A 26,438-nucleotide genomic window follows, 5' to 3' on the forward strand; every position below is an offset into this window, starting at 1 on the left:
CTGAGCTAAAGAGGCGCAAGGTATGACGATCGACAATCCCTCCTCCTGTCGTGTCGTCATACTGGGCGGCGGCACGGCCGGATGGCTGGCCGCCGCCTATCTTTCCCGCACGTTGAAGATGACGGGCATCACGCTGGTCGAATCCAGCGAGATCGGCATCATCGGCGTCGGGGAAGGTACGTTCCCGACCATCCGTTCGACCCTGGCGGGGCTGGGCATCAGCGAGGCGGAGTTCCTCGTGCGTGCTGATGCCACCTTCAAGCAGGGCGTCCTGTTCGAAGGCTGGGCCACGGGCAAGGACACCTATTTTCACCCCTTCAACATACCCATCGGCGGCGAGGACGAAGCGCTCCTGCCGCACTGGCTGGCCGATACCAGCCCGCAGCGCCCCTCCTGGGCCGACGCCGTCACCGTACAGGAGCAGGTGATCCGCGCCGGGCGCGCGCCCAAGCGCCCCGAAGACCCCGACTTCTCCGGCCCAATGAACTACGCCTATCATTTCGACGCGGCGCGCTTCGCCGACTACTTGCGCGAAATCTCCATCGCCGCCGGGGTTGAGCGGATCGACGGCAAAGTCGCCGCTGTACAGCGCAAGGCCGATGGCGATATCGCCGCGCTGGAACTGGCCAATGGCCGCATTGTCCCGGGCGATTTCTTCCTCGACTGCTCAGGCTTTCGCGCCCTGCTGATCGGGCAGACACTGGGCGCTGATTTTACATCGTGCGCAGGCAGCCTGTTCAACGACCGCGCACTGGCGATGCAGGTGCCCTATGCCCAGCCGGGCGCCCCGGTGCGCCCCTATACGCTGGCAACCGCGCACGAAGCCGGCTGGACTTGGGACATCGGCCTGACCGAGCGGCGCGGCGTCGGCTACGTCTATTCCAGCCGCCACTGTTCGGACGACGAGGCCGAGGCGACGCTGCGCCGCTATGTCGGCCCGCAGGGCGATGTGCTGAGCCCACGCCAGCTACGCTTCGAAACCGGTTACCGTCAGCGCCAGTGGATCGGCAACTGCGTGGCCGTGGGCCTCTCCGCCGGGTTTTTCGAGCCGCTGGAATCGACCGGGATCATGCTGATCGAAGCCGCGCTGCGGATGGTCGGCGAATTTCTCGTACCCAATGTTCTCGCAGGCGCCGCCCGCGATGCCCGCGACGCCGCCGCGCGCAGCTTCAACCGGCTGATGAGCGCGCGCTTCGAACGGATCGTCCATTTCCTCAAGCTGCATTACTGCATCACCCGGCGCAGCGACACCGCCTACTGGCGCGACAATGCAGACCCCGCCACCATTCCCGAGCCCCTGCGCGACATGCTGGCGCAGTGGCGCCATCGCCCGCCCTCGCGGTTCGATTTCGTGGTCGATCTCGAGACGTTCCTGCCGCCCAGCTATCACTACATACTCTACGGCATGGGTTTCGAGACCAGCCTGGGAAATGCCCGCTATTCCGGCGCGGCGCAGGCGCGCGAGGTTTTCGCCCGCGTGCGCAGCGCTCATGCCGGCGCACGCGGCGGCCTGCCCGATCACCGCGCGCTCCTGAACCACTATCATGCCCGCACCGGCATCCAGTCCAGCAAGGTTTCCCGATGAGATTTCCCCAGCACGCCGCCCTGATCGCCGTCCTGATGGCCGGGACATCGCTTGCCGCGCCCGTCTTTGCAAAGGAGCAGGCGGCCACCCCCGCGCATGCATCTTCCCAAGCCGGGGCCGAAGCGCGGGCAGATGCACTGGTCAAGGCAATGACGCTGGAGGAGAAGCTCCAACTGGTTCACAGCTATTTCCCGCCCCTTGCCAAGCCGCAGCCGCCGATCGCGATGATCCCGTCCGCCGGGCACGTCCCCGGCATTCCTCGCCTCGGCATCCCCACCCTGCGCGAAAGCGACGCCAGCCTCGGCGTGGCCAACCAGGTGGAGCAGCGCAAGGGCGATGTCGCCACCGCCCTGCCCGCCAGTATCGCTACCGCCGCCACCTTCAACCCGCGCCTGGCCTATGAAGGCGGCGCGATGATCGGTGCGGAGGCGCGCGCCAAGACCTTCAACGTCCTGCTCGCAGGCGGCGTCAACCTGACCCGCGATCCGTGGAACGGCCGCAATTTCGAATATCTGGGCGAAGACCCCCTGCTCGCCGGTGTGATGGCGGGCGCACATATCAAGGGCGTGCAGAGCAACGCCATCGTCTCGACCATCAAGCACTTCGCGCTCAATTCGCAGGAAACCGGGCGCACCGTACTCGACGCGCGGATCGACAGGGCCGCCTTGCGCGAAAGCGACCTGCTGGCATTCCAGATCGCCACCGAAATCGGCAAGCCTGCCTCGGTCATGTGCGCCTACAACAAGGTTAACGGCGACTACGCCTGCGAGAACGACTGGCTGCTGAACACCGTCCTCAAGCAGGACTGGGGCTACAAGGGCTGGGTCATGTCCGATTGGGGCGCCGTCCATTCGACGCAGAAAGCGGCGATGAACGGCCTCGATCAAGATTCCGGGCAGGAACTGGACGATGCGATGTACTTCGACAAGGCCTTGGCCAGCGCCGTGAAGGACGGTAGCGTGCCGATGGCGCGGCTGGACGACATGGTCCGGCGCATCCTGTTCGGGGTGATCGATAGCGGGCTAATGGACAAGCCCGTGCCGGATAGCGCCCAGCCGATCGACTATGCCGCGCATGCACAGGTCGCCCAGCGCGCGGCAGAGGAAGGCATCGTCCTGCTCAAGAACAAGGGCGACATTTTGCCGCTGGCCAAAACCGCGAAGAAGATCGTCCTGATCGGTGCCCATGCCGATGTGGGCGTGCTGTCGGGCGGCGGCTCCTCGCAGGTCCGCTCGGTGGGCGGCGCTCCAGTGGAGATCCCCCTGACGACAGGCGCGGCCGCATCCTTCGCGCGGATCACCTGGCACGCATCCTCGCCGCTTCAGGCGATCCGCGCGCTGGCGCCGCAGGCCAGCGTGACTTACCTCGACGGCAGCGATCCGAAAGCGGCGGCCGAGGCGGTGCGCGGCGCTGACATGGCGATCATATTCGCCTGGGCATGGCGAACCGAGGCGCAGGACCCCGAAAGCATGACCCTGCCCGACAAGCAGGACGCGCTCATCGATGCCGTCGCCGCCGCCAATGCGAAAACACTGGTCGTGCTCGAAAGCGGAGGGCCGGTGTTGATGCCCTGGGTAGACCGCGTGCCCGCCATCCTGTCAGCCTGGTATCCGGGCCAGCGCGGCGGCGAGGCAATCGCGCGCATCCTGTTTGGCGAAGTCGATCCTTCCGGCCGCCTGCCGATCACCTTCCCCGCAAGCGTGGACCAGGCCCCTCGCAGCGAACCCGCAGGCCTTGCCGAACTGCACGCCGCCGATGCGCGCCGCAGCGCCGGTGACAAGACTGTTTACGGCATGAGCGGCGGCGTCGCGCCGTTTACCGTCGACTACCTGGAAGGCGCCGAGGTGGGCTATCGCTGGTACGCAGCAAAGCAGCGCAAACCGCTGTTCCCCTTCGGCTACGGGCTGACCTATACCAGCTTTACCTACGCCAACCTGAAAATCGAGGGCGGCGCCAAACTGACGGTCGGCTTCGACGTCACCAACACCGGCAAACGCACAGGCGCGGATGTCCCGCAAGTCTATGTCGAGGCGAAAAGCGCAGCCGGAACCCGCGCCTACCGCCTTGCCGGCTTTGAGAAAGTCAGCCTGTCGCCGGGTGAGATGCGCCATGTTTCCGTCACCGTCGATCCGCGCGTGATCTCCCGCTTCGATGAGACCGCGCCGGGCTGGAAGGTCGATGCGGGTGCCTATCCCGTGGTGGTGGGCCACTTCGCCGGCGATGCCGCGCTGAAGGGCACGGCAACGGTAGACGCCCAGTCGGCGCGGCCCTGATCGCGTGCGCTGATCCACCATGACCGGTTCCACCCACCAAAACGAGCTGCTGCTGTTCACGGTGCTGCTGCAACTGATCGTGATGATCGGCGCGGCGCGAGTGATGCACGGGTTGTTCCGGCGCATGGGACAGCCCGGCGTGGTGGGTGAGATCGTCGCCGGGCTGCTGCTTGGCCCGTCGCTGTTCGGGTATTTCTTTCCCGGCGTCTCGCTCGCCCTGTTCGGGGCAAAGCCGGAGCCCGCAATTACGGTACTGAGCCAGATCGGCTTGATCCTGCTGATGTTCCAGATCGGCATCGAGTTCGAATTCGACCGCCTGAAAATGCCCCGGCTGCAACGAGCGACCATAGCCGTAGCCCTCGCCTCGATCCTCGCGCCGTTTCTTGCCGGGATCGGCATCGGCCAGCTATCGGCCGCCAGTCTGGCCCCGGGTATCGACCCGCTCGTCTACAGCCTGTTCTGCGGAGTGGCGGTGGCGATCACCGCGGTCCCGATCCTGGGGCGTATCCTGGGCGAATACGGACTGACCCGCAGCGACGTCGGCATAGTCGCCATTTCCGCTGCTGCCGTGAACGATGTGGTCGGCTGGTTACTGCTGGCCGGGATCGCCGCGTTCGCCGCCGCACAGCTTTCCGTCGCCTATCTGGTCGTGCATCTGGGCGGCCTTGCGCTGTTCCTGTTCGCCTTGCGCTTTGTAGCGGCGCCCCTGTGCGACCGGCTCGTCGCCCGCCTGCCGCTCAAAGATGGTGCCATCCCACCGCATTTGCTGGCGATCCTGCTGATCGTGATCTTCGCGCTGGCGCTATGCACGTTCGCGCTGGGTATCTTCGCGATCTTCGGCGGTTTCGCAGCAGGCCTGCTGTTTCATCGCAACCGCCCGCTGGTGGAGGCCTGGCACGCGCAAGTCGGGCAGTTCGTGCTGGTGTTCTTCCTGCCGATCTTCTTCACGTTCACGGGCCTTCGCACCAACCTGTTGGGCCTTTCCTCCGCGCTGGAACTGGCGTGGCTCGCCGCCGTGTGCCTGATCGCCGTGCTGGCCAAGATCATCCCGGTTTACTTTGCCGGGCGCGCCAACGGCCTTGCCCATCATGAAAGCATTACCCTCGGCGCGCTGATGAACACACGCGGGTTGATGGAGTTGATCGTGCTCAACGTCGGCTACGATCTTGGCTTCCTGCCCCGGTCGATGTTCACGACACTGGTCGTCATGGCCGTCGTCACGACAGTCATGACCGGCCCGATCCTGCGCGCGCTGCATGACATGCGCGCCCATCCCCCTCACATCCCACAGGCGCCGACGCAGCTTTGCGGCGCACAGGAGCGACCATGAAAACCAACCCATCGAGCGCCTCCCTCCTGATCCTCGCCCTGACGCTGACGGCCATGCCTCGCGCCGGTCTGGCCGAAGCCCCGTTGACAGACCACTCTACAGAACAGCCGGCATCTTCCATCGCCAACCCCGGGATCTGGCCCAAAGTCCGGGCCCGCCCCGGCCGCGATCCCAAGGTCGAAAAGAAGATCGACGCCCTGCTTGCAGCGATGTCGATCGAGGACAAGGTCGGCCAGATCATCCAGGTCGATATAGGCTCGGTCAAGCCGGCCGACATCGTGACATACAAGCTGGGCTCGATCCTCAACGGCGGCAACAGCGGCCCCTATGACGATGAATATGCCTCTCCAGCCAAGTGGCTCCAGCTGGCGGACGAATTCTACGACGCATCGATGACCCGAAGTGACAGCCGGCCGAAGATCCCGATCATCTGGGGCACGGATTCGGTCCACGGCAACAACAACATCGTTGGCGCCACCCTGTTTCCCCACAACATCGGCCTTGGCGCCGCGCGCAATCGCGACCTGATCCGCCAGATCGGCGAAGTGACCGCGCTGGAAACCGCCGCCGCCGGGCTGGACTGGACCTTCGCCCCCACCCTCGCCGTGGTGCAGGACGACCGCTGGGGCCGGACTTACGAAAGCTATTCCGAGGAACCGCAGATCGCCGCCGACTATGCCGGCTCCATGATCGAGGGTGTGCAGGGCAAGGTCGGCACCAAGGACTTCCTCGCCCCGAACCACCTCATCGCCACGACCAAGCATTTTCTGGGCGACGGCGGCACCGGCGGGCGCGATCAGGGCGATACGCACGTGCCCGAAACGGTGCTGCGGGACGTTCACCTTGGCGGCTACCCGGCCGCGATCGAGGCGGGCACGCAATCGGTCATGGCCAGCTTCTCCAGCTGGAACGGCGAGAAGATGAGCGGTAACAAAAGCCTGCTTACCGGCGTGCTGAAGGAGCGCATGGGCTTCGACGGCTTCGTCGTCGGCGACTGGAACAGCCACGGCCAGGTCAAAGGGTGCAGCAATGAGGATTGCCCGCAGGCGATCAATGCCGGGCTGGACATGTTCATGTATTCCGGCCCCGGCTGGAAGCAACTCTACGACAATACTCTGGCCGAAGCCAAGGCGGGCACCATCCCCGCCGCGCGTCTCGACGATGCAGTGCGGCGCATCCTGCGGGTGAAGCTGCGCGCCGGAACCTTCGATCGCGGACGGCCATCGTCGCGCGCCTTCGCGGCCAAATTCGACGTAATCGCCTCTGCCCAGCACCGTGCGATCGCGCGTGAGGCCGTGCGCGAATCTCTGGTGCTGCTCAAGAACAACGGGGTGCTGCCCCTGAAGCCTGCGGCCAACATTCTGGTAGCCGGCAACGCAGCGGACAGCATCAGCCAGCAGGCGGGGGGCTGGTCGATCACGTGGCAGGGTGCGGATCTGCCAAACTCCGCCTTCCCCAATGCCACCTCGATCTGGAAGGGCATCGAGCAGACCGTGAAGACCGGCGGCGGCACCGCCACTTATGCACCGGACGGCAAGTTCACCGCGAAGCCGGACGCCGCCATCGTCGTTTTCGGGGAGCAGCCCTATGCCGAATTCAAGGGCGACATTCCGAACCTCGAATATAGCCCCGGCGACAAGTCCGATCTGGAAATGCTGCGCCGCCTCAAGGCAGCAGGCGTCCCGGTGGTGTCGGTATTCCTCTCCGGCCGTCCGCTATGGGTGAATGCCGAAATGAACGCCTCCGACGCCTTCGTGGCGGCCTTCCTCCCCGGCAGCGAGGGCGGCGGCGTTGCCGACGTGCTGTTCGCGGGGGCGGACGGCAAACCGGCCCACGACTTCCGGGGCAAGCTCAGCTTCTCCTGGCCCAAGCGGCCTGACCAGTACGTGCTCAACCGCCGCGATGCCGGGTACGATCCGCTGTTCGCCTTCGGCTACGGCCTGTCCTACGCAGCGCCCGGCAAAGTGGCGCAACTGGACGAGGCCCGCCCCGCCGGCATGGCCGAGGCGACGCCGGGTGTCTTTTACGGCAAGGGCCGCGTTCCAGCAGGATGGTCGATCGACACGCAGACGGTCACCCGGATCGGCGTCGACCGCCGCACGCAGGAAGATGCGCTGCGCTTCACGTGGTCAGGCGCAGGTCCCCAGACCGGCCGGGTCGCGATCACCGCGCCGCGCGCCATCGACCTCTCGCGAGAGAGCAACGGCGAGATCAGCCTGGTCTTCGAATACCGCGTCGATACCAAGCCGACCGGACCGGTGATGCTGGGCATCGAAAACGGCGGCAAGACCACTTCGGTGCCGATCGGAGCAACTCTTATCCGCGCGGCTCCCGGCGAATGGGCCCGCATCGCCGTGCCGCTGCAGTGCTTCGCCAGCCGCGGCGCGAACATGGCCGCGATCACGGCACCCTTCGTGCTCAGTGCGAACGCTCCGTTGGCCCTGTCGCTGTCGGACGTGAAGCTAGACTACGTGGGCATGCCAATGAACGCCTGCGGCGACTGATCCGGCCCGACTAAGGAGGAGCCTGCCGGGCAGGCCCTGCTACCAGCGACAGCCATGCCGCGCCGCGTCGCGTACCTTTCGGCCCTCCATCGGTTTGGTATGAAGTAAGCGGCGGAGACCCGCCCTTGCCCCAGGGCTCGCAGCGGCCCGTGCACCCCGCTGCACCCACTCCAAGCGCCTGACCGGCCGGACAACATTATCCACCCGATCCATCCCGTGCCGGAAAAAACATTCCGGCACGGGCTGCGCACCGTGGACCTTTTGGCTCAACCGCGACATTCAGGTTCCGCACCGCCGGTGTCCGACCAGCGGTGATCCGTGCGGATTGCTGCCGGCCAAGGACATCGCTCCTGCATCCCTTGGTCACAAGGGCCGCAGAATGGCGCCGCAGGCAGGGGAACACCCCACCTGCAATCCGCAGGAGGGGATGCCACACCGAAGAGTCGACGCAGGGCGACCCGGTGATGGAAGGCGAGGTTCAGGTTCAATCGGAGTTTTCAAATGAACAAGTCTGTGATGCGGACGCTGCTGGTCGCGACAGCTATTAGTGCGCTTCCGACCATGACCATGGCGCAGGAAGCCGCTCCTGAAGCCGACGCTCCGCAGAGCGGCTTTGGCGATATCGTGGTCAGTGCCCAGCGCATCGAGCAGCGGCTGCAGGACGTGCCCATCTCGGTCACCGCGATCACCGCTGCCGAGATCGAGACCCGCCAGGTCCTTGCCCCGACCGACATCGGCCGCCTTGCGCCGAACGTGAACCTCACCGCCGTGACTGGCGGCAGCGCGGGCCTCACCGCCTATATTCGCGGCGGCGGCGTCACCGATGGCGGCTACATCATGTCGGAGCCCGAAGTCGCGCTCTACGTCAACGATGTCTACAATGCCCGCATGCAGGCCGCCCTGCTCGACTTCGCCGAGATCGAGCGCATCGAAGTGCTGCGAGGCCCGCAGGGCGTGCTTTATGGCCGCAACGCCGCAGCCGGCGCCATCAACATCATCACCAAGCAGCCCGCAGACACCCTGACCGGCAACGTGCAGGTCGGCTACGGCACCTGGAACGAGCGCCGCGTGAAGGGCTACCTTTCGGTGCCGATCAGCAAGGACGGCAAGTGGGCATTCTCGCTCAACGGCATCGTCCGCGCGCGCGACGGCGGCCGCCAGTACAACGCCACGCTCGACCGCAAGGTGGGCAAGGAAGACTTCCAGGGCGGCCAGTTCGACCTCGCCTACAAGGGCGATGCGGTGAAGGCTCGCCTGAACCTGTTCTACGTCCACCTCAAGAGCGACGGGCAGTGGGCCAGCAACACGGTCACTAACGACGAGGGGAAAATCGTTCCGCTCTCGGGCTCCTACCGCACCGTGCTCTCGCCCTTCCCTTCCTATACCACGGTCACGCAGAAGGGTGGATCGCTGCGCCTTTCCGCAGACTATCCGGGCGGCACGATCACCTCGATCACCGCCTACTCGCGCCTGAAGGATTCCTGGGGCGAAGACTTCTCGGGCGGTGTCTACCCATCGATGATCGGCAGCACCGGCGATACGCCGCTGGCGCTGTTCGTGCGTGAGAGCAAGTCGAAATCCTGGCAGGTCAGCCAGGAAACCCAGGTCGCAGGCGCGCTCGCCGATGATCTCGTGAACTATGTCGCCGGGCTCTACTTCTTCCATGAGCAGGGCGATCAGGACATGACTTCGACGATCTTCTTCGCACCGTCCTTGACCCGGTTCCATGCCGCGACCGATGCCTGGGCGGGATATGGCCAGCTCACCTTCAACGTCACCGACCAACTCTCGCTTGTGGCGGGGGGACGCTACACGCTGGAGGACAAGAGCCTCGACGCCACGCTTGCCGGCACACCCGCCGTCAGCCGCGATCACTACAAGAAGTTCACGCCCAAGTTCGGCATCAACTTCAAGGCCTCGCCCGACGTCCTGCTTTATGGTTCCTACACCGTGGGCTTCAAGTCGGGCGGCTACAACGGCCTCGCCTCGACCGCCGCGCAGCTTGCCAGCGCTTACCGGCCCGAAACCACGAAAGCTTGGGAAGCGGGCGTCAAAGCCGACATCGGCCGCACCCTGCGCGGTTCGCTTGCCGGCTTCCTAAACAAGATCACCGATCGTCAGGAAACGGTGAACCTCAACGACGGCGGCTTCCTGGTCGAAAACTACAACGTCAGGATCGCGGGCATCGAGGCTGAACTGGCCTGGCGCCCGGTGACCGGACTGCAGATCTGGGGCAACGGCTCGGTCAACTGGGGCAAATACCTTTCCACTGACTCCGTGGTAGCGTCAGTGATCGACAACGATCCTCCTTCGCTGCCCAAGTACCAGGGCACGATCGGCGTGGACTATTCGATGCCGGTCGGAGCGGGCACGGCCAAGATCGGCGCCGATGCCGCCTTCCGCGACCAGTATTTCTCGACGCCGGATAACCTGGAGGTCGGTCACGTCAAGGCGACCCAGTTGTTCAACGCCTCTGTCGGCTACGATGTCGGCCCCTGGACTTTCCAGGTTGCGGGCAAGAACCTCGCCAACCAGACCTACTGGACGACCGGGTTCGGGTTCTCCGTCATCAACCCGCGCGTGATGGCCAATCCGCGAACAGTGCTCGGCACCGTCAAGTACAGCTTCTAAAGACTACCGGCCGGGCTTCCATTCTTGACGGGAAGCCTGGCTGACAGGCGCCGGCGCGGCTTTGGGAATTCAGACAATGCAGACGGACCGCTTTTCCGGCCTGAACGTGGTGGTGACAGGAGGCCGCGGCGGTATCGGCGCGGCCATCGTCGCCGCGTTCGCGCAGGAAGGCGCAGCCGTGGTGAGCGCCGATCTTTCCTGCGAAAACGGCGATGCGCAGGGCGCGGCCAGTTCTCGGCCCGTGATCGAACGCAGGCTCGACGTCACTGACGAAACGGCCTGGACCGACCTGCTCGACTTTGTCGATGCGAAGCTTGGCGGGCTGGACATCCTCATCAACAATGCCGGCATTTACGTTCCCAATATCGCGTTCGAGGACATGCCGCTCGACACTTGGCGGCGTCATTTCGCGATCAATTCGGACGGTACGTTTCTGGGCTGCAAGCATGCCATCCTGCGCATGAAGGGGCGTGGGGGCGGGGCGATCGTGAACATGGGCTCGGGCATGTCGATTACCGCCAATCCCGCCGGCGCCGCCTACAGCGCGTCCAAGGCCGCCGCGCTGATGACCACGCGTACGGCTGCACGCGCCGCCGGACGCTACGGCATCACGGTCAATGCCGTACTGCCCGGCGCGGTGCCCACCACGATGTTGATGGGCAACCTTCAGGACGGGGAGGATGACGGTGATTTCCTTCGCCGCATGGAAAGTTTCAGCCCGCTTGGCCGCCTCGCTTCTCCCCAGGACATCGCCCGCGCCGTGCTGTTCCTTTCAGACCCCGCCAATCGCGCGATATCGGGCGTGCACCTGCCGGTAGATGGCGGGAACATCCCCGGGGCGTAACGCGCCCCTGTCCGCAGGACGGATATGTTCGTTCAGCCATCAGCCGCGCAGGCCGCTTTACCGCAGACATGCGTCATGACCGCGACGGTCCCGATTTTCCATAACAAAGCTACCGCAGCGAGATGCAGAGGAGAAGTCATGACAGAACTGATCAACGAACCGGGCGTGCGCGAAGCCATGCCGCTGCTCGCCTCCAATGAAGGTGTTTGGGAAGGCTGGTACCGTTACTACGACGCTAAAACCGGGGAGTTGACCGACCAGCATCGTTCGCGCCTGATCTGCCGCCTGTTCAATAAGGACGGCGTCGATCACTATCACCAGACCAATCACTATTACTGGGACGATGGCCGCGTCGAAGTGCGCGATTTCCCGGCCGTCTACAAGGATGGCCGCATCTGGTGGGACAACGCCCTCATCAAGGGCTGGGCCGCGACGATGCAGCCAGACGACTTCAACCGTTCCACCTGCCTCAACTGGACCCGCCACGACGAGCCGGGCATCTACCTCTACGAGATGATCCAGAACAACGACGAGCGCACCAACCGCGCGCGCACCTGGCAGTGGTTCCGTGACGGCAAGTGCTATCAGCGCACGCTGATCGACGAGGTCTTCGTCAGCCGCGACTGGCAGAACTGGTCCAACGACGGCGCGCCAGACAACTGATACGCCGCGCAGCACTCCTGCCGGATCAACCGGCAGGAGTATTTCTCATCAGGCGCCGACAAGCGTGACGGAGATGTCCGCAAGGCCTTCGCGCAGCACTTTGGCCGACGTGTATTCAGGCGAATTCCAGAATGCCAGCGCGGCCGCGCGGTCGGGCCATTCGGAAACGACGACCGAGCCGCCATCCTTGCCTTCGCCTTCCAGGACCGTGCCGCCGGGCGCCCGCACGACGTAGGTTCCGCCGTAATTGATCAGCGCATCTGCGGCAGCCTGCGCGTAGCCGCAGGACATGAACGCCTCGCGATCCTTGAGGTGGGCGGTGACGACGAGCCAGGCGGCCATGATAGACTTCTCCATATCGGTGTTTGCCGCGCGATAGTCCCTCCAACCTGCACGGCCCGGCCAGCGCGCACCCGCCGCTATCCGCTGTGCGGATGCCGCCGCACCCCGCGCTGGGCATAAGCACCAGAAACAGGCTCCCTGCAATTCGGCGCATTTCACGGAAGGCAGACACTTGCAGGCAGACCGGATCGACAAGGCCTCGTTGCAACATCGCGCCTCCACGACGGCAGAGGGCGGAGAATTCACGCGGGGCTGGACGATCCTGCTGGCCTCGCTGATCGGCATCGGCAGCGGACTGGTCACCTTGCCGTTCTATACGTTCGGAATCTTCGCGCCGCATCTGGCCCGGGATTTCGGCTGGTCGATGGGCGAGATCATGGCCGGGCTGACGATCACGACACTGGCGCTTCTGGTCGCCGCGCCCGTCGCCGGCGTATTGTGCGAGCGTTACGGCGCCCGGCTCGTCTCGGCTTGCTCGCTTGCGCTGTTCGGGCTGTGCTACATCTCGCTAGCCACGCTCGACGGGTCGCTGACGCGGTATTACGTGACTTGGGGGGTAGCCTCGGCTGTCGGCGCGGGCACCCTGCCGATCACGTTCACCCGCACGGTAAACCGCTGGTTCGACCGCCACCGGGGACTGGCACTGGGCATCGCCATGATGGGCACCGGCCTGTTCGGCATTGCCTGCAAGCCGCTGCTGGCCTGGGTCATCGCGGACTACGGTTGGCGCACGGCTTATGCCGCGCTTGGTGCGCTGCCGCTTCTGGTCGCCACGCCCGTCACCCTCCTGCTGTTCCGCGACCCCACCGATGCCGACGTCCGCTCCGCCAGCAGCCCGCTCACGCCGCTTACCGGCTTTTCCCGCAGCGAGGCGCTGCGCCAGTGGCGCTTCTGGCTGATTGCCTTGCTGCTGATACCGCTGTCTTTCGCCTTGGCCGGGACACCGCCCAACCTCGAATCCATCTTGAGCGACAAGGGTCTCGATCCGGCCACCATTATCAAGCTCACACCCTTGGTCGGCCTTGCCTCGATCACGGGACGGCTGGCGGGCGGCTTCCTGCTAGACCGTTTCTGGGCGCCGGCGGTGGCTTTCGTGATCCTGAGCGTGCCGATCGCATCCTGCCTGATACTGTCAGGCGGAAACCTGCAGCCCGCCACTGCCGGCCTCGCGATCTTCCTGATCGGCTTCGCGCTTGGCGTGGAGTTCGACGTGGTCGCCTATCTTACCGCCAAATACTTCGGGATGCGCTCCTACTCCGCAATCTACGGACTTTTTTACGTGTGCTTTACGGTGGGTGCGGGCTTCGCGCCGCTGGCCTTCGGGATGATTCGCGATGCCGCCCACGATTTCTCTCCTGCCCTGCTGACTTGCGCCATAATCCTGCCGATCAGCGCCGCCGGATTCCTGTTTCTCGGCCGTTACCCGCGGTTTTCCTGAGGTTTTGAAGGCCACGTCAATAAATTGACATATTGATATATGAATATAACAATACCCCTCGGCGACTGGTCGCCATTCCATGAGGGAATCGCCATGACCGACTACCGACTGCTCCTTTCCACGATACTCGTACCGCTCAGCCTCGCCTCCGTGCAGGCGCAGGCTCAGACCCAGGAAGCACCCGCAGAAACCGGCGCACAGACCGGCGGGCTCGAAGACATCGTCGTCACCTCGCAGCGCCGGCAGGAAAAGCTGCAGGACGTACCGGTCACCGTCACCGCGTTCAACGATGCGATGCTGGAACGGCTCAACGTGCAGGATGCGATTTCCACATCGAAATTCGTTCCAGGCATGGTGTCGCAGCACAATGCGGGCCTTGCTTCGGCCAACGCCTATTATCTGCGCGGACTTGGCAACAGCCAGTCGACACCAACCTTCGATGCACCTGTCACCACGTACGTCGACGATATCTACGTGGCGCGTCAGAACGCCAACAACTACGCCTTTTTCGATACAGAACGCGTCGAAGTACTGCGCGGACCTCAGGGCACGCTGTTCGGCCGCAACACCACTGGCGGCGCGATCGCGGTCATCATGCGCAAGCCCTCCGATACGGCCGGCATGAAGATGGAAATGAGCGGCGGATCGTATGACCGCTACACCGTCAAGGCCACCGCCGACCTGCCGATCACCTCGCAAATCCTGACCAAGCTGTCGGGGTACGCGGTTCAGGATCGCGGCTATCTCAAGAACATCACCACCGGCGAATGGCTCAACGGCGAAAGCAGCTACGGCGTGCGCGGCGATGTCCGCTTGCTGCCCACCGACCGCCTGACCATCGACGTCGCGGCCGAATATACCCGCAATTCAGGTACTTATGCGGGATTGCGCAACGTGCCCGGCACCAATCCTTACGTTCCCACGGCCACCACTCGCCCGGTGTTCTATGAGTCCGCCTCGGGCCTGACCTCGACCAGCTGCAACAACAACAACGCGCAGAACCTGCTTTCGAGCGAGGCGGGCAACTGCAACCTGTCCGAAAACATCGCCGTGAGCGCCAACGTCAACTATGCGTTCGACAACGGTTCGCTGACCTACATCTTCGGCTACCGCCATCTCGACCAGGGCTACATCAGCGAATACAACGGCAGCGCGGTCAACAAGTATGCCGGATACATCATCACCGACAACGGCACCCACGAACAGTGGTCGCACGAGCTGAAGTACAACACCGACCTGCTGGATGACCGCGTCCACCTCGTCACCGGCCTGTACTACCTCAAGGAAAAGTCCGACGATCGCCAGACCAGCTTCTCGGGCGGTACCACCGCATTCCGGCTCATCCAGGACCAGCACCTGCTGCCGCAGACCGAGACGGGCGCTGTCTATGCCCAGGCCGATTTCGACGTCACTGACCAGCTGACCCTGACTGCCGGCGGGCGCTACACGATCGAAACCAAGAAGGTGGGCTACCTCGCGTCCGAGGAATTCCCCGGCTTCGGCTACGATAGCGGCGATGTCGCTGCGTTCGGCATCCCGCTCAAGCGGACCTACCGCAAGTTCACGCCGCGCGTCGCGGTCAACTACAAGATCAACCCCGATGTGATGATCTTCGCATCGGCCACCAACGGCTTCAAGTCGGGCGGCTGGAACGGCGGCACCGCATCGCCCGCCAACGCGGTGCTGTTCAACCCGGAAAAGACCTGGTCTTTCGAAGGAGGCGTCAAGTCGGAACTGTTCGGCCGCAAGCTGCGCTTCAACGCCACCGGCTACTTCGCCCGGACCAAGGACCTGCAGGTCACTGCAGCCGTCAACAGCCCGATCACCGGCACGATCGCGCAGCTACCGTTCAATGCCGGCACGTTCGAAGCCTATGGCATCGAAATCGAGAGCACGGCGAAGTTCGGCAATTTGAGCCTTTTCGCGAACCCCTCGTTCATGCACGGCGAATATACCTACATCGTACCCACTTCGACCACGTTGACCACCGCTTTCAAGCCGGTGCGCGTGCCAACCTTCCAGTTCAGTGGCGGCGCTGCTTACGAGGTTCCGGTGGAGGCGCTGGACGGTATGCTGGGCGCCAGCGTAACCTACCGGCACAATTCGCCCTACTGGGTCGCACTGCTCAACACCACGACGACGCAGACCGAAGACTTCGTCGACGCGGCTGTCAGCTACACCACCATGAGCGAGAACATGAAAATCTCGTTCGAGGTATCGAACCTGACCGACCAGAAGACCGTCACCGCGAACTTCATCTCGCTCTTCCCCGGCGATCCGCGCCGGTACACGATGCGCGTGAAGTTCAAGATCTGATCGCCGCATGATCCCGGCGCGGTGTTCGCAGGTCGGACAAGATTGTCCTCCCAGCGGACACCGCGCCGGGATCGCCCTCCTGTCTAGACGCGCATCCCAAGGACAAGCAGAGTTAGGAATTCTATGAGCATCGTCGGTACGAAGATGGTCAGCGACGGCAAGACCGCCCGCCAGATCTTCGAGGAAGTCATGGCAAATCCAGCCCGCACCAAGTTCGGCTTCGGTGAGAAGCTGGCGATCGTGAACGTGGATTTCCAGAACGCCTATACCCGGATCGACGAGTTCAAGACCGCCTACGAGACCGATCCGCGCCAGATCGAGCACACCAATACGATCTCGGCCCTCGCCCGCGCCAAGGGCATGCCGGTGATCTGGACCCATGTCGCCTACGCCGAGGATGCCAGCGATGCGGGCGTCTGGGGGACACGCACGAACACCCCGGATTCGCTGCAGAACATCAAGTACGACGGCCGCCGCCATGCTTTCGACGAGCGGTGCGAGATCGACCCGGCCGACATGGTCTACAACAAACGCATGCCCTCGGCATTCTTCGAGACGCCGCTGCAGAGCCTGCTGATCTGGCACAAGGTCGATACACTGGTCATTACCGGCGGCTCGACCTCTGGCTGCATCCGCGCAACGGCGGTGGATAGCCTCAGCCGTGGCTACCGCACCATTGTCCCGATCGAAACCTGCGCCGACAAGCACGAAAGCTATCACTTCGCCAACCTGACCGACCTCCAGCTCAAGTATGCGGACGTCGAGCCGGTGCAGACCGTGATTGACTGGCTGGACGCCCGCTGATGCGCGCCGGAATGCAGGAAGGACAGGCCGACCCCGGCCTCTACGACTTCAGCCCTTACCGGGACCGCCCGCCATTTTCTTGGCCGGATGGCAAGAAGGTGGCCGTCTGGGTTTCGCCCAATCTCGAATATTACGAGATCGATCCCCCCGCGAACCCGCACCGCAAGTCCTGGGCAAAGCCGCACCCCGACGTGGTGGGCTATGCGCACCGCGACCATGCCAACCGCGTGGGCCACTGGCGCATGGCCGACGTAATGAGCAAGCACGGCTTTCCCGGCTCGGTCAGCCTTTCGGTGGCGCTGTGCCAGCACCACCCTGAAGTCGTGGCGGATGCCAATGAGCGCGGCTGGGAATTCTTCAGCCACGGCATTTACAACACCCGCTATTCCTACGGCATGGACGAGGCGCAGGAGCGCGCGATCATCGAGGATTCGATCCGCACCGTGCGCGAGGCAACCGGCCAGACGATCCGCGGCTGGCTGGCCCCGGCGCTCACCCACACGCCGCGCACGCTGGACCTGATCGCGCAGTACGGGCTCGACTATACCTGCGACCTCTACCACGACGACCAGCCCCAGCGCGTCAACACAGCGAGCGGTGATCTGATCTCGATGCCCTACAGCCTCGAGGTCAACGACCACTACGGTTTCTTCATCTACAACATGAGCCCGCGCGAATATGCGCGGACGCTGATCCGCCAGTACGAACGGCTTGCCGCCGAGCCTTCGGGCACTGTCATGTGCATACCGCTGCATTCCTACCTGATCGGCCAGCCGCACCGCATCGGCGCCTTCGAGGAAGTTCTGCGCCACATCGCCGCCGATGGGCGCGCCTGGATCACCCGCTCGGGCGACATCGCCGATGCGTGGAGAGCCGTCCACACCGGGGAGCCAGCCGCATGACCCTCGACCCCAGCTATCTCGAATACCCCAGGCGCGCCCTGGGCTACGACCACGGGCTTTATCCCTATTCCGCCCTGCCGGACCGCAAACCGCTGGCATGGCCCGGCAGCAAGAGCGTTGCGACCTGGATCGTCGTCAGCCTCGAATGGTTCCCGATCACGCCAAGCGACACGCCCTTCCGGGCGCCGGGGCACATGCAGACCGCCTATCCCGACTACCGGCACTATACTTCGCGCGAATATGGTACGCGCGTCGGCTTCTACCGTCTGCTCGATGCTTTCGCCAAGGCGGGCGTCAAGGTTTCGGTCGCGGCGAATGGCGCCATCGCCCAGCGCTACCCCTCGATCATCCGCGACGTGGCGGAGGCCGGGCACGAAGTGATCGCCCATTCCACCGACATGAACGGCACAATCGCCTCCACCCTGCCGGTGGAGGACGAACGCGCCCTCATCCGGGACAGCATCGCTGCGCTTTGCGACGTGACGGGCGCGGCCCCGCGCGGCTGGCTCTCCATCGCCCGCTCGCAAAGCTTCGCCACGCCCGACCTGCTGGTCGAAGCCGGGATCGAATATTGCTGCGACTGGGCGAACGACGAACTGCCTTGGGCCTTCGCCAATGGCCTCGTCAATCTGCCTTTGAACCACGAATTGTCGGACCGACAGATCCTCAACGTCCAGCAGCAGTCGGTAGACAGCTACGCTGAGCAGATGCTCGACGCGCACGACTGGCTGAGCACCGAAGCCGAAGCGCAAGGCGGCGCACGCCTGCTGCCGCTGCACCTCACACCCTACATCATGGGTCTTCCCTACCGCATGGACGCCTTCGAGCGCCTGCTGGCAGAACTCGCCGCGCGCCCCCAGACATGGTTCGCGCGCGGATCGGACATTCTCGACAGCTTCAGGAGTCAAATGTGAAAGCCTATCAGCTCGGCGCCCAGACCGGATTGTCCTCGCTCACCCCCGTCACCCGCCCCGATCCCGTGGCCGGTCCCGGTGAAGCGGTGCTCAAGGTCCGCTATGTTTCGCTCAACAACCGCGACCTGCAAATCCTCGAAGGCCGCTACGGCGCGAAGAAGCCGGAAGACCGCGTGCCCTTTTCCGAAGGCATCGGCGAAGTTGTCGCACTCGGCGAAGGTGCGACCGGCATCGCCGTGGGCGACCGCGCGGTACTTTCGCACTTCATCGCCTGGGGCGACGGGCCGTTCGACATGCGCTACTTCGGGGCCGACGTCGGCATCACCCAGGACGGCTGGATGGCTGAATACCTGAAGGTCCCCGCATCCGCGCTTGTCCGCGTGCCCGAGAGCCTGGCCGATGAACAGGCTGCCGCGCTGGCCGCCGCAACGCTGACAGCATGGCATGCGGTCGCCGAAGTGGGCCAGGTCAAGGCGGGCGATCTTGTGGTCGCGCTGGGCACCGGCGGCGTCGCGATGGCCGCGCTGCAGATCGCCAAGGCCAACGGCGCTTTCGTTGCCATCACCTCGTCCAGCGACGAGAAGCTCGAACAGGCCCGCAAGGCTGGCGCCGACTTTACGGTGAACTACAGCAAAAACCCCGACTGGGCAGCCGAACTGATGAAGCAGACCGGCGGTCGCGGGGCCGACATCGTCGTCGAGACCGGCGGCCAGCACACCCTGCCGCAATCAATCAACGCCTGCGCGGTCAATGCCCGCATCGTCATTGTCGGCGCGGGCTCAGCTGACGGACCGTTGCCGAACTACGGCGCGATCATCGGCAAGAACCTTGTCATCAAGGGCATCGCCGCAGGCAGCCGCGGCATGCTGGTGCGCCTGCTGCGCGCCATGGAAGCCAACCCCTTTTCCCCGATGGTAGACCGCGTGTTCGGTTTCGACGAGGCTGTGGCCGCCTGCGAATACCTGAAGTCGGGCAGCCACCTAGGCAAAGTGCTGATCCGCGTTTCCTGATCAGTCAGGCAATCGCATGCAAAACGCCGGTCCGCCAATGCGGGCCGGCGTTTTCGTTCAATCGCCGCCGGGGTTTTGCAGGTCCATGCGGATGTTGAAGCGGTCTGAGCGGTAATGCGCGTAAGTGCGCAGGAACGGCTTGTCCTGCCCATCGTAGACCGTGCGCGTGATCCGCAGGATGGCGGAAAGCGGCTCGACGTTAAGCCGCTCCACGCAGAGCACGTCGGCCAGCATCGCGCCGATGGTCTGCTCGGCGTGCTTGGCGCGGAAGCCCGCGTCGTCCAGCAGTTTCAGGATCGGCGCGCGTACCAGCGAATTCTCGTTGACGATCGCCTCCAGCGCGCCCGGCACATAGCTGACGACGTAGCCGATCGGCACGCCGTCGAGGCAGCGCACGCGCACTGCGCGGATCACGTCGGCGCCTACTTCGAGTTGCAGCGCGCTGGCGACGGTGGCGGTCGCCTCACGTTTTTCCACCGAGATGACGTTGACGGTGGTGCCTTGTCCCAGCGCCAGCAGGGAATCCACAGCCTGGTTGATGTTCGCCTCAAGCGGTTTGGCGGGAGACTTGAACACCACCCGCGTGCCAAGGCGGCGCTTGCGCTCGACGTAGTTCTGATCGGCCAGATCGTTCAGCACCCGGCGCGCGGTGATCCGCGATACGCTGTAGAATTCGGATACCTCGGCCTCGGTCGGCATGGCGCTGCCATAAGGCCGCTGGCCGCTGAGAATCTCGTCGCGCAGCATCAGGTAGATCTGGTGATAGAGCGGCACTGCCGTTGCGCGGTCGAGCACGTATTTCCCCCGGAAGGCCGATTCGGAACTTTCACGCGGCGCGCTGGAATTCCGGCTTTCCCTGCTATTCGGGGCCAGCCCCTGCTTAGTCAAGCCGCAGGCTCCTCCCGCCATATCGGATAACGGCCCATGGCAAGCAGCGATATTCCTCCCGCCACAAGGCAGCCGACCCCGGCCATCAGCGCGACGTCGTATCGCCCCATCGTATCGAAGGCCCAGCCATAGACCACCGGCCCAAGCCCGCCGCCGAACGCGATTACGGTGTAGAAACAGCCATAGATCGTCCCATAGTTGCGGCGACCGAAATAGCGGGCGATCAGGTAGGCCAGCAGGTCGAACTCGAAACCCGCACCAAGCCCCAGCGCGATCACCGAAAGCACCGCGTGAGAGGTATCCACCTGCGGCTGGGCGAGCATGAAGCTACCCAGCGCCGGCATGGCGAGGATCACCAGCGCGCAGCCCGGCGCCCAGAACCGGTCCAGCAGCCAGCCCCCGATCACGCGCCCGGCGATCACTGAAAGCCCGAACCCGGCGGTGATCGCACCGATCTCCGCCAGCGCGAAGTGTCGGGTCTTGAGGATGTTTTCGAGATTGGGCGTCGGCGCGGTGAGCGCGAAGGCAATCAGCAGGAATGCAAAGGTCATTACCCAAAAACGGCGGTCATGCAGCGCCTCGCGCAGCGTCGCCCCGCCTTCCACGATGGCCGGGGCTGTACTGTTAATTGCCGCCCTCTCCCCGCGTTCACGAAACAGCAGCGCTACAACCGGCACGCCGACCACGATAGGCAGCGCACCAATCACCACGAAGGCGGTGCGCCACCCGAAATCGCCGATCAGCCACGCGGCGAAAGGCTTGACCAGAAACCCGGTAATGCCCGTGCCGGTGCTGGCGACGCCGATCGCGAGCCCGCGATGTTTCTCGAACCAGCCGTTGACGGTGTAAGTCCAGGTCGCCGTCAGCGTGCCCGCGCCCACCACCGACATCAGCATCCACTGGGCGTAATAGATCCAGAGGTTACCGTTGCTGAGCGACAGGCTCATGAAGGTCAGCCCGAACAGCACCAACGAAACCAGCGCCACCGGACGCGGCCCAAACCGGTCAACCGCGAAGCCGGCCATCGGCCCGGTCGCCATGACCACCAACGACTGCACGGTAATCGCGCCCATCAGCGAGGCGAATGTCCACCCGAACGCGCTCTGAAGCTCCGGCGCGAACATGCCGACGGTGTAGAACGGCAGCGGACTGAGCCCCATCGCCAGCCCGATCATGGCCGCGAAGACCACCACCCAGCCCGCACGTCCATCGCGTGGTTGCAGAGCCGATGAAGGGGATTCCATGGTGTTCGACCTCACTCTTTATCGCCTGTCGGAGGGGGTGTCCCGGGTACTGGACAAGTCATCGATCCTGACACAGTATTCGTTATAGAGATATAACATATTGCCAAAGGACGGGCCGCATGACCACCACGACCGCCGAGGGAATTGAGCGCCACTACGTGACCACGCAGGGCCGGCAGGTTCACTACCGGGTTTGCGGCCAGGGCCCGGCGGTTGTCCTGCTGCATGATTCCCCGCGATCCTCGCGGTTGCACAGTCCAGCGATGAAAATGCTCGCCAGCCGGTTTCGGGTCTTCGCGCTCGACACCCCGGGCTATGGCAATTCGGACCCTTTGACGGCGACCGAACCAACCATTCTTGATTTCGCCGAGGCGCTTGGCGAAACGCTGGCGGCCTTGGGGCTTGAACGCGCTCCGCTTTACGCAACACACACCGGCGCCAAGATCGCGCTGGCCCTCGCTGCGCGCGGCGGCAAGATGCCGCTGCTGGTGCTGGACGGTTTGTCGATCCCCGATGCTCCGGCGCCGGAGACCTTCATTTCCGCCTATATGCGTCCGTTCCAGCCCGATGCCAGCGGTGCATATCTCGCTGCGGAATGGGTCCATGTGCGCGATATGCTGCGTTGGTTCCCGTGGTTCTCGCACGAAGCCAAAAGCCGCATCGCCATGGACTCGCCCAGCGCGGAATGGCTCGAAGACTACGGCATCGATCTCTTCAGCGCCGGCCCGCACTATTCCTGCGCCTATGCCGCCGCGATGCGCTGGAGCCCATGGGAGGATCTGCTGGCCGTCAAGGTCCCCACCCTTGTAGCCGCCAAGAGTGACGATGTGCTTTACGCCTACCTCGACAAGGTCCCCACGGACCACAACCCCAGTCTTTCGGTCGAACGCCTCGGCAGCGACCGCGGCGAATGGCTGGACTGGCTGGCGGAAAGGCTGACGCAGGCGGCAACTGCCGCTGCGCCAGCCTCGCCCCCCACACAGCACGAGGCACAGCGCGGCTATGTGGACCTGCCACAAGGGCAGCTCCACTGGCGCAGGGGCGGCTCACAACAAGGGCGCACGGCGCTGATCCTCTCCGCCCCGACCACGCTGGAAGCGCTGGACTGGGCGTGCGAACTCGGCGCCGAGCGTCCGACTTTAGTGCCCGACCTACCCGGCTTCGGGGATTCCGACCCTCTTCCCGAACCATGCGCCGATGCCGTGGCCGATTGCCTTGCCCTGTTGATCGAACGCCTGGGATGCGGCCCGGTGGACGTAGTCGCAATCGATCTCGCGGCGCCGATCGGCGCAAGGCTGGCGGCCCGCCACCCCGCGCTCATAAACGCTCTGACCATTAACGGCGCGCCGCCGCTGGGCGCTGCCGCCGCAGCGACTATGCGGGCGGCAACCTCTCCGCAGATCGCCTTCGACGCTCATGCCGGCAGCCACCTCCACCGCGCATGGCACATGTTGCGCGACAGTCAGGTGCAATGGCCCTGGTACGATCTCTCGCAGCAGGCCGCGCGCAAGACCGGCGTTCTGCCCGACCCTATGGCCATGCTGGCGGCCCTGACCGGAATACTAAAGCAGCGCCAGCATTTCGGGCAAGCTGCCGATGCCGCACTCGGCGCGTGTGAAGCGGCAAGCTGGGCCGAAGTGAGCGTCCCGGCGCTAGTCTGCCTGGGCGACGATCCCGCGCAGCGCGAGGCACCCGAAATCGCCGCGCTCATGCCTCAAGCCAGGACGCTCCAACTGCCCTCCGACCGCGCGCAGGCCGCCGCGCTGCTGCTCGCCGCAATGGGCGCGCACCTCGCGGTGGCCTCGTGACCCAGGCCGCCACCGAGGCTGCGGTGTGGCCGCGGCGGTCCTATGCCTGGTACGTCCTTGCCCTGCTGACGCTTGCCTACGCGCTGGCGATCCTCGACCGCGTTTCGATTGCGCTGCTGATCGAACCGCTGCAAAAATCGCTGGCGATCGACGACACCCAGTTCGGTCTGCTGCAAGGCATGGCGTTCAGTGTCGTCTACAGCGTCCTTGGGCTCCCTCTGGGTATGCTCAGCGACCGGTCCAGGCGCGTGCCGTTGCTGCTGGGCGGACTTACCTTATGGAGCCTCGCCACCATCGGCTGCTCGTTTGCCTCGACCTTCCACGAACTGTTCCTTGCGCGCATGATGGTGGGTGTGGGCGAAGCCGCGCTGGTCCCGGTGGCGACCTCGCTGATCGCCGATTACTTTACGCCGGGCGTCCGGCCCAAGGCTTACGGCCTGTTCGTGACCGGCAGCTCGCTCGGCACAGCGGCGGCGATGGCCCTGGGCGGCCTGTTCCTCGACTGGGCGGACGGGTTGATCGCCTCGCTGCCCGCGATCTTCGGCCATATGCAGGCATGGCAAGTGGTCTTCGTACTGTGCGGAGCGCCGGGGCTGGTGCTGGCACTGCTCCTGCTGTTGACGGTGCGCGAACCTGCACGCCAAGGCAGCACGCAGGCCTCCCAGCCGTTAAGCCTTCGCCCGATCCTGCACCTCTTCGCCCAGCGGCCCGGTGCCTTCGCGCTGTTCATGCTGGGTTCGGTCCTCAACCTCGTCTGCGTCTACGCCATCGTTGGCTGGTTTCCCGCATTGTTCATCAGGGTCCATGGCTGGGGCGCGGCGGAAACAGGCAAGATACTGGGCACATACGGCCTACCGGTGTCGGTCTTTGCGGCGGTGAACAGTGGCTGGGTCATCGCCTGGCTGGCGCGGCGCGGCCACAAGGATGCGCCGATCCTGTGCGCAATGGGCTGCGCGGCTTCGATGGCGGTGTTCGGCACGCTATCGTGCCTCGCCCCGAGCGGCAGCCTGGCGCTGACCGGATACCTGCTCAACGCGCTGTTTCTCAACTGGAACACCTCGGCGGTCTATTCGGGCTTTGCGCAGATCACCCCCAACCATCTGCGCGCGCAGGTTATGGCGCTGCAGACGATAGCCTCGGGCCTCGTCGCGCTGACGGCGGGCAATTTCATCGTCGGCTTCCTGTCCGACACCGTATTCACCGGAAGGACCGGCATCGCATGGTCGCTCGGCAGCGTATTCTTCGCCTGCGGGCTCGGCGCCTTCTTCGTGCTCATGGCGGCAAGACGCAGTTTCCGCAAAGCCGCCGCCGATCTCGCCGCCCTGGAGCCTGCCCGATGACCACTGACCTTGCCCCGCTGTTCGATGCGCTCCGGGCTATCCTTGGCAGCGGCGAACTGCTGAGCGACCCGGAAAGCCTGCGCCTGCACGGCTCCGACTTGCTGGCGGAGGGCGCGGATTGCATCATGGTCGTGCGTCCATCTTCGGTCGAAGCCCTGGCCGCTGCGGTCGGGCTGATTGGCCGGGCCGGGATCGCCATGGCCCCGCGCGGTGGCGGCCTTACCTATGTGCGCGGCTACACGCCGACCGACCGCCGCTTCGCTGCGATAGACCTCTCTCGCCTCAACCGGGTGATCTCGGTCAGCGAGGAGGACATGATCGTCACCGTCGAAGCAGGCGCGACCTGGAAGCAGGTCCACGAAGCGCTGGCCCCGCTTGGCCTGCGCCTACCGTTCTTCGGCACATTTTCCGGCATCCGCGCCACTGTCGGCGGCGGGCTGTCGAACGGGGCGCTGTTCCTGGGCACCGCGCGCCATGTCTCTGCCGCCGAAGCGGTGGTCGGCATGGAAGTGGTGCTGGCGGATGGCTCGCTGCTCCACACCGGGCAGAAGGGGGTGGCGCTTGCCCCGCTGCCCTTCATGCGCACATTCGGACCGGACACGACCGGCCTGTTCGTCCACGATGCCGGCGCGCTGGGCATCAAGGCGCGGGTAAGCCTGCGGCTGATCCGCGCGCCCCGCCACAGCGGCTTCCTGTCGTTCGGCTTCGAGCGCCAGGCAGACGGCATCGCCGCACTTTGCGAGATCGCCCGCAGTGATCTGGCCGAAGACGCCTACATGATGGACCCGGACAAGACCCGCGCTGCCCTCTCCGGCCCTACCGACCTTGTCCACGACGTTCGCGTGCTGGCCAAGGTCGCCCGGCAGGAACGCGGTCTTTTCAAGGGCCTGAAGGCAGGCGCGAAGCTGGCGATGGCAGGCCGCTCATTCATCGACGCGGGGTGCCATTCGCTGCACCTCGTCCTTACCGGGCGCAGCGAGGCGGCGGTCGAGGCAGACATGGCCGAGGTGCGCGCGATTGCCGCGCGCTTCGATGGACGCGAACTGGCAGATTCCATCCCCCGCGCAGGCCGGGCCGACCTGTTCGTGCCAGTTGACGGCATGATCCTGGGCCCCGATGCCGACCGCTGGATCGCGCTCAACGCAAAAGTGCCGCATAGCGAGGCCATGCGGTTGACCAATGAAGTGGAGGCGCTGCTGTCCCGGTACAAACCCGCGCTCGATGCCGCAGGTGTCACCGTTTCGCGCCTACTGACGGTGATGGGCACTCATGCCTTCAGTTATGAGCCGGTGCTCAACTGGCGCGATGCCTGGTTGCCGCTGCACCGCGACATCCTTGGGCCCGCCCCCCGTTTCGCCGAGCCGGACGCTGCGCCCGATGCCCGTGCTCTGGTGATGAAAGTCCGCGGCGAACTGATCGCGCTGTTCGCCCGGCTGGGCGCCGCCTCCAATCAGATCGGGCGGACGTATCCTTATGCCTCGGTACTGCGACCGGAAGCACGCGCGCTGCTCGAAGCGCTCAAGCGCGCGGTCGATCCTCAGGGCGTGATGAACCCCGGAGCGTTGGAACTGTGAGCCGGGGAAACCATCCCCGGCCCAGCCG

At 64.8% G+C, this 26,438-nt stretch carries 19 protein-coding genes; 16 read left to right on the forward strand and 3 right to left on the reverse strand.

Translation table 11 applies throughout. The features are described from left to right. Nucleotides 1–22: 22 nt before the first annotated feature. The 7 genes from V474_RS09875 (at nucleotide 23) to V474_RS09905 (ending at nucleotide 11,830) form a co-directional block, all read left to right on the forward strand. Nucleotides 23–1,585 carry a tryptophan halogenase family protein gene (locus V474_RS09875; protein ID WP_059151321.1) on the forward strand — a complete coding sequence of 521 codons (1,563 nt, stop codon included), beginning with the start codon at nucleotides 23–25 and terminating at the stop codon, nucleotides 1,583–1,585. Beyond that, on the forward strand, nucleotides 1,582–3,858 hold the full coding sequence (locus V474_RS09880) for a beta-glucosidase (RefSeq protein WP_059151322.1): 2,277 nt from the start codon (nucleotides 1,582–1,584) through the stop codon (nucleotides 3,856–3,858). Before V474_RS09875 ends, V474_RS09880 begins: the two co-directional genes overlap by 4 nt. 19 nt (nucleotides 3,859–3,877) lie before the next feature. Then, complete coding sequence (locus tag V474_RS09885; RefSeq protein ID WP_059151323.1) at nucleotides 3,878–5,188, forward strand: cation:proton antiporter; 1,311 nt, start codon at nucleotides 3,878–3,880, stop codon at nucleotides 5,186–5,188. 53 nt (nucleotides 5,189–5,241) lie between these two features. Then, nucleotides 5,242–7,692, forward strand: coding sequence for a glycoside hydrolase family 3 protein (locus tag V474_RS09890; RefSeq protein WP_059151495.1), 2,451 nt, complete (start codon nucleotides 5,242–5,244; stop codon nucleotides 7,690–7,692). A gap of 501 nt (nucleotides 7,693–8,193) precedes the next feature. Next, nucleotides 8,194–10,323, forward strand: coding sequence for a TonB-dependent receptor (locus V474_RS09895; RefSeq protein ID WP_059151324.1), 2,130 nt, complete (start codon nucleotides 8,194–8,196; stop codon nucleotides 10,321–10,323). A 76-nt stretch (nucleotides 10,324–10,399) separates the two neighbouring features. After that, nucleotides 10,400–11,167 (forward strand): SDR family NAD(P)-dependent oxidoreductase, encoded by a 768-nt coding sequence (locus tag V474_RS09900; protein WP_059151325.1) that lies wholly within the window; start codon nucleotides 10,400–10,402, stop codon nucleotides 11,165–11,167. Nucleotides 11,168–11,305: 138 nt separating this feature from the next. Next, nucleotides 11,306–11,830 carry a hypothetical protein gene (locus V474_RS09905; RefSeq protein WP_059151326.1) on the forward strand — a complete coding sequence of 175 codons (525 nt, stop codon included), beginning with the start codon at nucleotides 11,306–11,308 and terminating at the stop codon, nucleotides 11,828–11,830. Nucleotides 11,831–11,878: 48 nt separating this feature from the next. Here the strand turns inward: V474_RS09905 and V474_RS09910 are convergent, their stop codons facing one another. Further along, on the reverse strand, nucleotides 11,879–12,172 hold the full coding sequence (locus V474_RS09910) for a DUF1330 domain-containing protein (protein ID WP_059151327.1): 294 nt from the start codon (nucleotides 12,170–12,172) through the stop codon (nucleotides 11,879–11,881). A gap of 172 nt (nucleotides 12,173–12,344) precedes the next feature. On the opposite strand from V474_RS09910, the gene V474_RS09915 reads away from it, so the two are divergent. The 6 genes from V474_RS09915 to V474_RS09940 all read left to right on the forward strand — a co-directional run bounded on the left by V474_RS09915 (nucleotide 12,345) and on the right by V474_RS09940 (nucleotide 19,556). Beyond that, nucleotides 12,345–13,610, forward strand: a complete 1,266-nt coding sequence (locus V474_RS09915; protein ID WP_059151328.1) for an MFS transporter — start codon at nucleotides 12,345–12,347, stop codon at nucleotides 13,608–13,610. A 93-nt stretch (nucleotides 13,611–13,703) separates the two neighbouring features. Beyond that, entirely contained in the window at nucleotides 13,704–15,926 is a 2,223-nt protein-coding gene (locus tag V474_RS09920) for a TonB-dependent receptor (RefSeq protein ID WP_059151329.1), read from the forward strand. 123 nt (nucleotides 15,927–16,049) lie between these two features. After that, nucleotides 16,050–16,730 (forward strand): isochorismatase family protein, encoded by a 681-nt coding sequence (locus tag V474_RS09925; RefSeq protein ID WP_201786019.1) that lies wholly within the window; start codon nucleotides 16,050–16,052, stop codon nucleotides 16,728–16,730. Next, nucleotides 16,730–17,632 (forward strand): polysaccharide deacetylase family protein, encoded by a 903-nt coding sequence (locus tag V474_RS09930; RefSeq protein ID WP_236711092.1) that lies wholly within the window; start codon nucleotides 16,730–16,732, stop codon nucleotides 17,630–17,632. The genes V474_RS09925 and V474_RS09930 overlap by 1 nt, the downstream gene beginning before the upstream one ends. Beyond that, entirely contained in the window at nucleotides 17,629–18,546 is a 918-nt protein-coding gene (locus V474_RS09935) for a polysaccharide deacetylase family protein (protein ID WP_059151330.1), read from the forward strand. Before V474_RS09930 ends, V474_RS09935 begins: the two co-directional genes overlap by 4 nt. Continuing rightward, the gene (locus V474_RS09940; protein WP_059151331.1) at nucleotides 18,543–19,556 is read left to right on the forward strand and encodes a zinc-dependent alcohol dehydrogenase family protein; all 1,014 of its coding nucleotides are present in this window, start codon (nucleotides 18,543–18,545) and stop codon (nucleotides 19,554–19,556) included. Before V474_RS09935 ends, V474_RS09940 begins: the two co-directional genes overlap by 4 nt. A 57-nt stretch (nucleotides 19,557–19,613) precedes the next feature. Here V474_RS09940 and V474_RS09945 read toward each other — a convergent pair whose 3' ends face one another. Beyond that, entirely contained in the window at nucleotides 19,614–20,351 is a 738-nt protein-coding gene (locus V474_RS09945; protein WP_236711094.1) for a GntR family transcriptional regulator, read from the reverse strand. 89 nt (nucleotides 20,352–20,440) lie between these two features. Then, complete coding sequence (locus V474_RS09950) at nucleotides 20,441–21,688, reverse strand: MFS transporter (RefSeq protein WP_059151332.1); 1,248 nt, start codon at nucleotides 21,686–21,688, stop codon at nucleotides 20,441–20,443. Nucleotides 21,689–21,807: 119 nt separating this feature from the next. On the opposite strand from V474_RS09950, the gene V474_RS09955 reads away from it, so the two are divergent. From V474_RS09955 to V474_RS09965, 3 genes are read left to right on the forward strand one after another with little or no spacing between them, the layout of a single operon-like run. Beyond that, entirely contained in the window at nucleotides 21,808–23,496 is a 1,689-nt protein-coding gene (locus V474_RS09955; protein WP_059151333.1) for an alpha/beta fold hydrolase, read from the forward strand. Next, nucleotides 23,493–24,836, forward strand: a complete 1,344-nt coding sequence (locus V474_RS09960; RefSeq protein WP_059151334.1) for an MFS transporter — start codon at nucleotides 23,493–23,495, stop codon at nucleotides 24,834–24,836. The genes V474_RS09955 and V474_RS09960 overlap by 4 nt, the downstream gene beginning before the upstream one ends. Beyond that, nucleotides 24,833–26,410, forward strand: a complete 1,578-nt coding sequence (locus tag V474_RS09965; protein WP_059151335.1) for an FAD-binding oxidoreductase — start codon at nucleotides 24,833–24,835, stop codon at nucleotides 26,408–26,410. The genes V474_RS09960 and V474_RS09965 overlap by 4 nt, the downstream gene beginning before the upstream one ends. Nucleotides 26,411–26,438 lie beyond the last annotated feature (28 nt).

The organism is Novosphingobium barchaimii LL02 (assembly GCF_001046635.1).
In the GTDB taxonomy this organism is placed as follows: domain Bacteria; phylum Pseudomonadota; class Alphaproteobacteria; order Sphingomonadales; family Sphingomonadaceae; genus Novosphingobium; species Novosphingobium barchaimii.

What these genes read in the sequence shown, in the direction of transcription:
- V474_RS09875 (WP_059151321.1), top strand. Translation starts at nt 23, where the DNA reads ATGACGATCGACAATCCCTCCTCCTGTCGTGTCGTCATACTGGGCGGC.
- V474_RS09880 (WP_059151322.1), top strand. Translation starts at nt 1,582, where the DNA reads ATGAGATTTCCCCAGCACGCCGCCCTGATCGCCGTCCTGATGGCCGGG.
- V474_RS09885 (WP_059151323.1), top strand. Translation starts at nt 3,878, where the DNA reads ATGACCGGTTCCACCCACCAAAACGAGCTGCTGCTGTTCACGGTGCTG.
- V474_RS09890 (WP_059151495.1), top strand. Translation starts at nt 5,242, where the DNA reads ATGCCTCGCGCCGGTCTGGCCGAAGCCCCGTTGACAGACCACTCTACA.
- V474_RS09895 (WP_059151324.1), top strand. Translation starts at nt 8,194, where the DNA reads ATGAACAAGTCTGTGATGCGGACGCTGCTGGTCGCGACAGCTATTAGT.
- V474_RS09900 (WP_059151325.1), top strand. Translation starts at nt 10,400, where the DNA reads ATGCAGACGGACCGCTTTTCCGGCCTGAACGTGGTGGTGACAGGAGGC.
- V474_RS09905 (WP_059151326.1), top strand. Translation starts at nt 11,306, where the DNA reads ATGACAGAACTGATCAACGAACCGGGCGTGCGCGAAGCCATGCCGCTG.
- V474_RS09910 (WP_059151327.1), bottom strand. Translation starts at nt 12,172, where the DNA reads ATGGCCGCCTGGCTCGTCGTCACCGCCCACCTCAAGGATCGCGAGGCG.
- V474_RS09920 (WP_059151329.1), top strand. Translation starts at nt 13,704, where the DNA reads ATGACCGACTACCGACTGCTCCTTTCCACGATACTCGTACCGCTCAGC.
- V474_RS09925 (WP_201786019.1), top strand. Translation starts at nt 16,050, where the DNA reads ATGAGCATCGTCGGTACGAAGATGGTCAGCGACGGCAAGACCGCCCGC.
- V474_RS09930 (WP_236711092.1), top strand. Translation starts at nt 16,730, where the DNA reads ATGCGCGCCGGAATGCAGGAAGGACAGGCCGACCCCGGCCTCTACGAC.
- V474_RS09935 (WP_059151330.1), top strand. Translation starts at nt 17,629, where the DNA reads ATGACCCTCGACCCCAGCTATCTCGAATACCCCAGGCGCGCCCTGGGC.
- V474_RS09950 (WP_059151332.1), bottom strand. Translation starts at nt 21,688, where the DNA reads ATGGAATCCCCTTCATCGGCTCTGCAACCACGCGATGGACGTGCGGGC.
- V474_RS09955 (WP_059151333.1), top strand. Translation starts at nt 21,808, where the DNA reads ATGACCACCACGACCGCCGAGGGAATTGAGCGCCACTACGTGACCACG.
- V474_RS09965 (WP_059151335.1), top strand. Translation starts at nt 24,833, where the DNA reads ATGACCACTGACCTTGCCCCGCTGTTCGATGCGCTCCGGGCTATCCTT.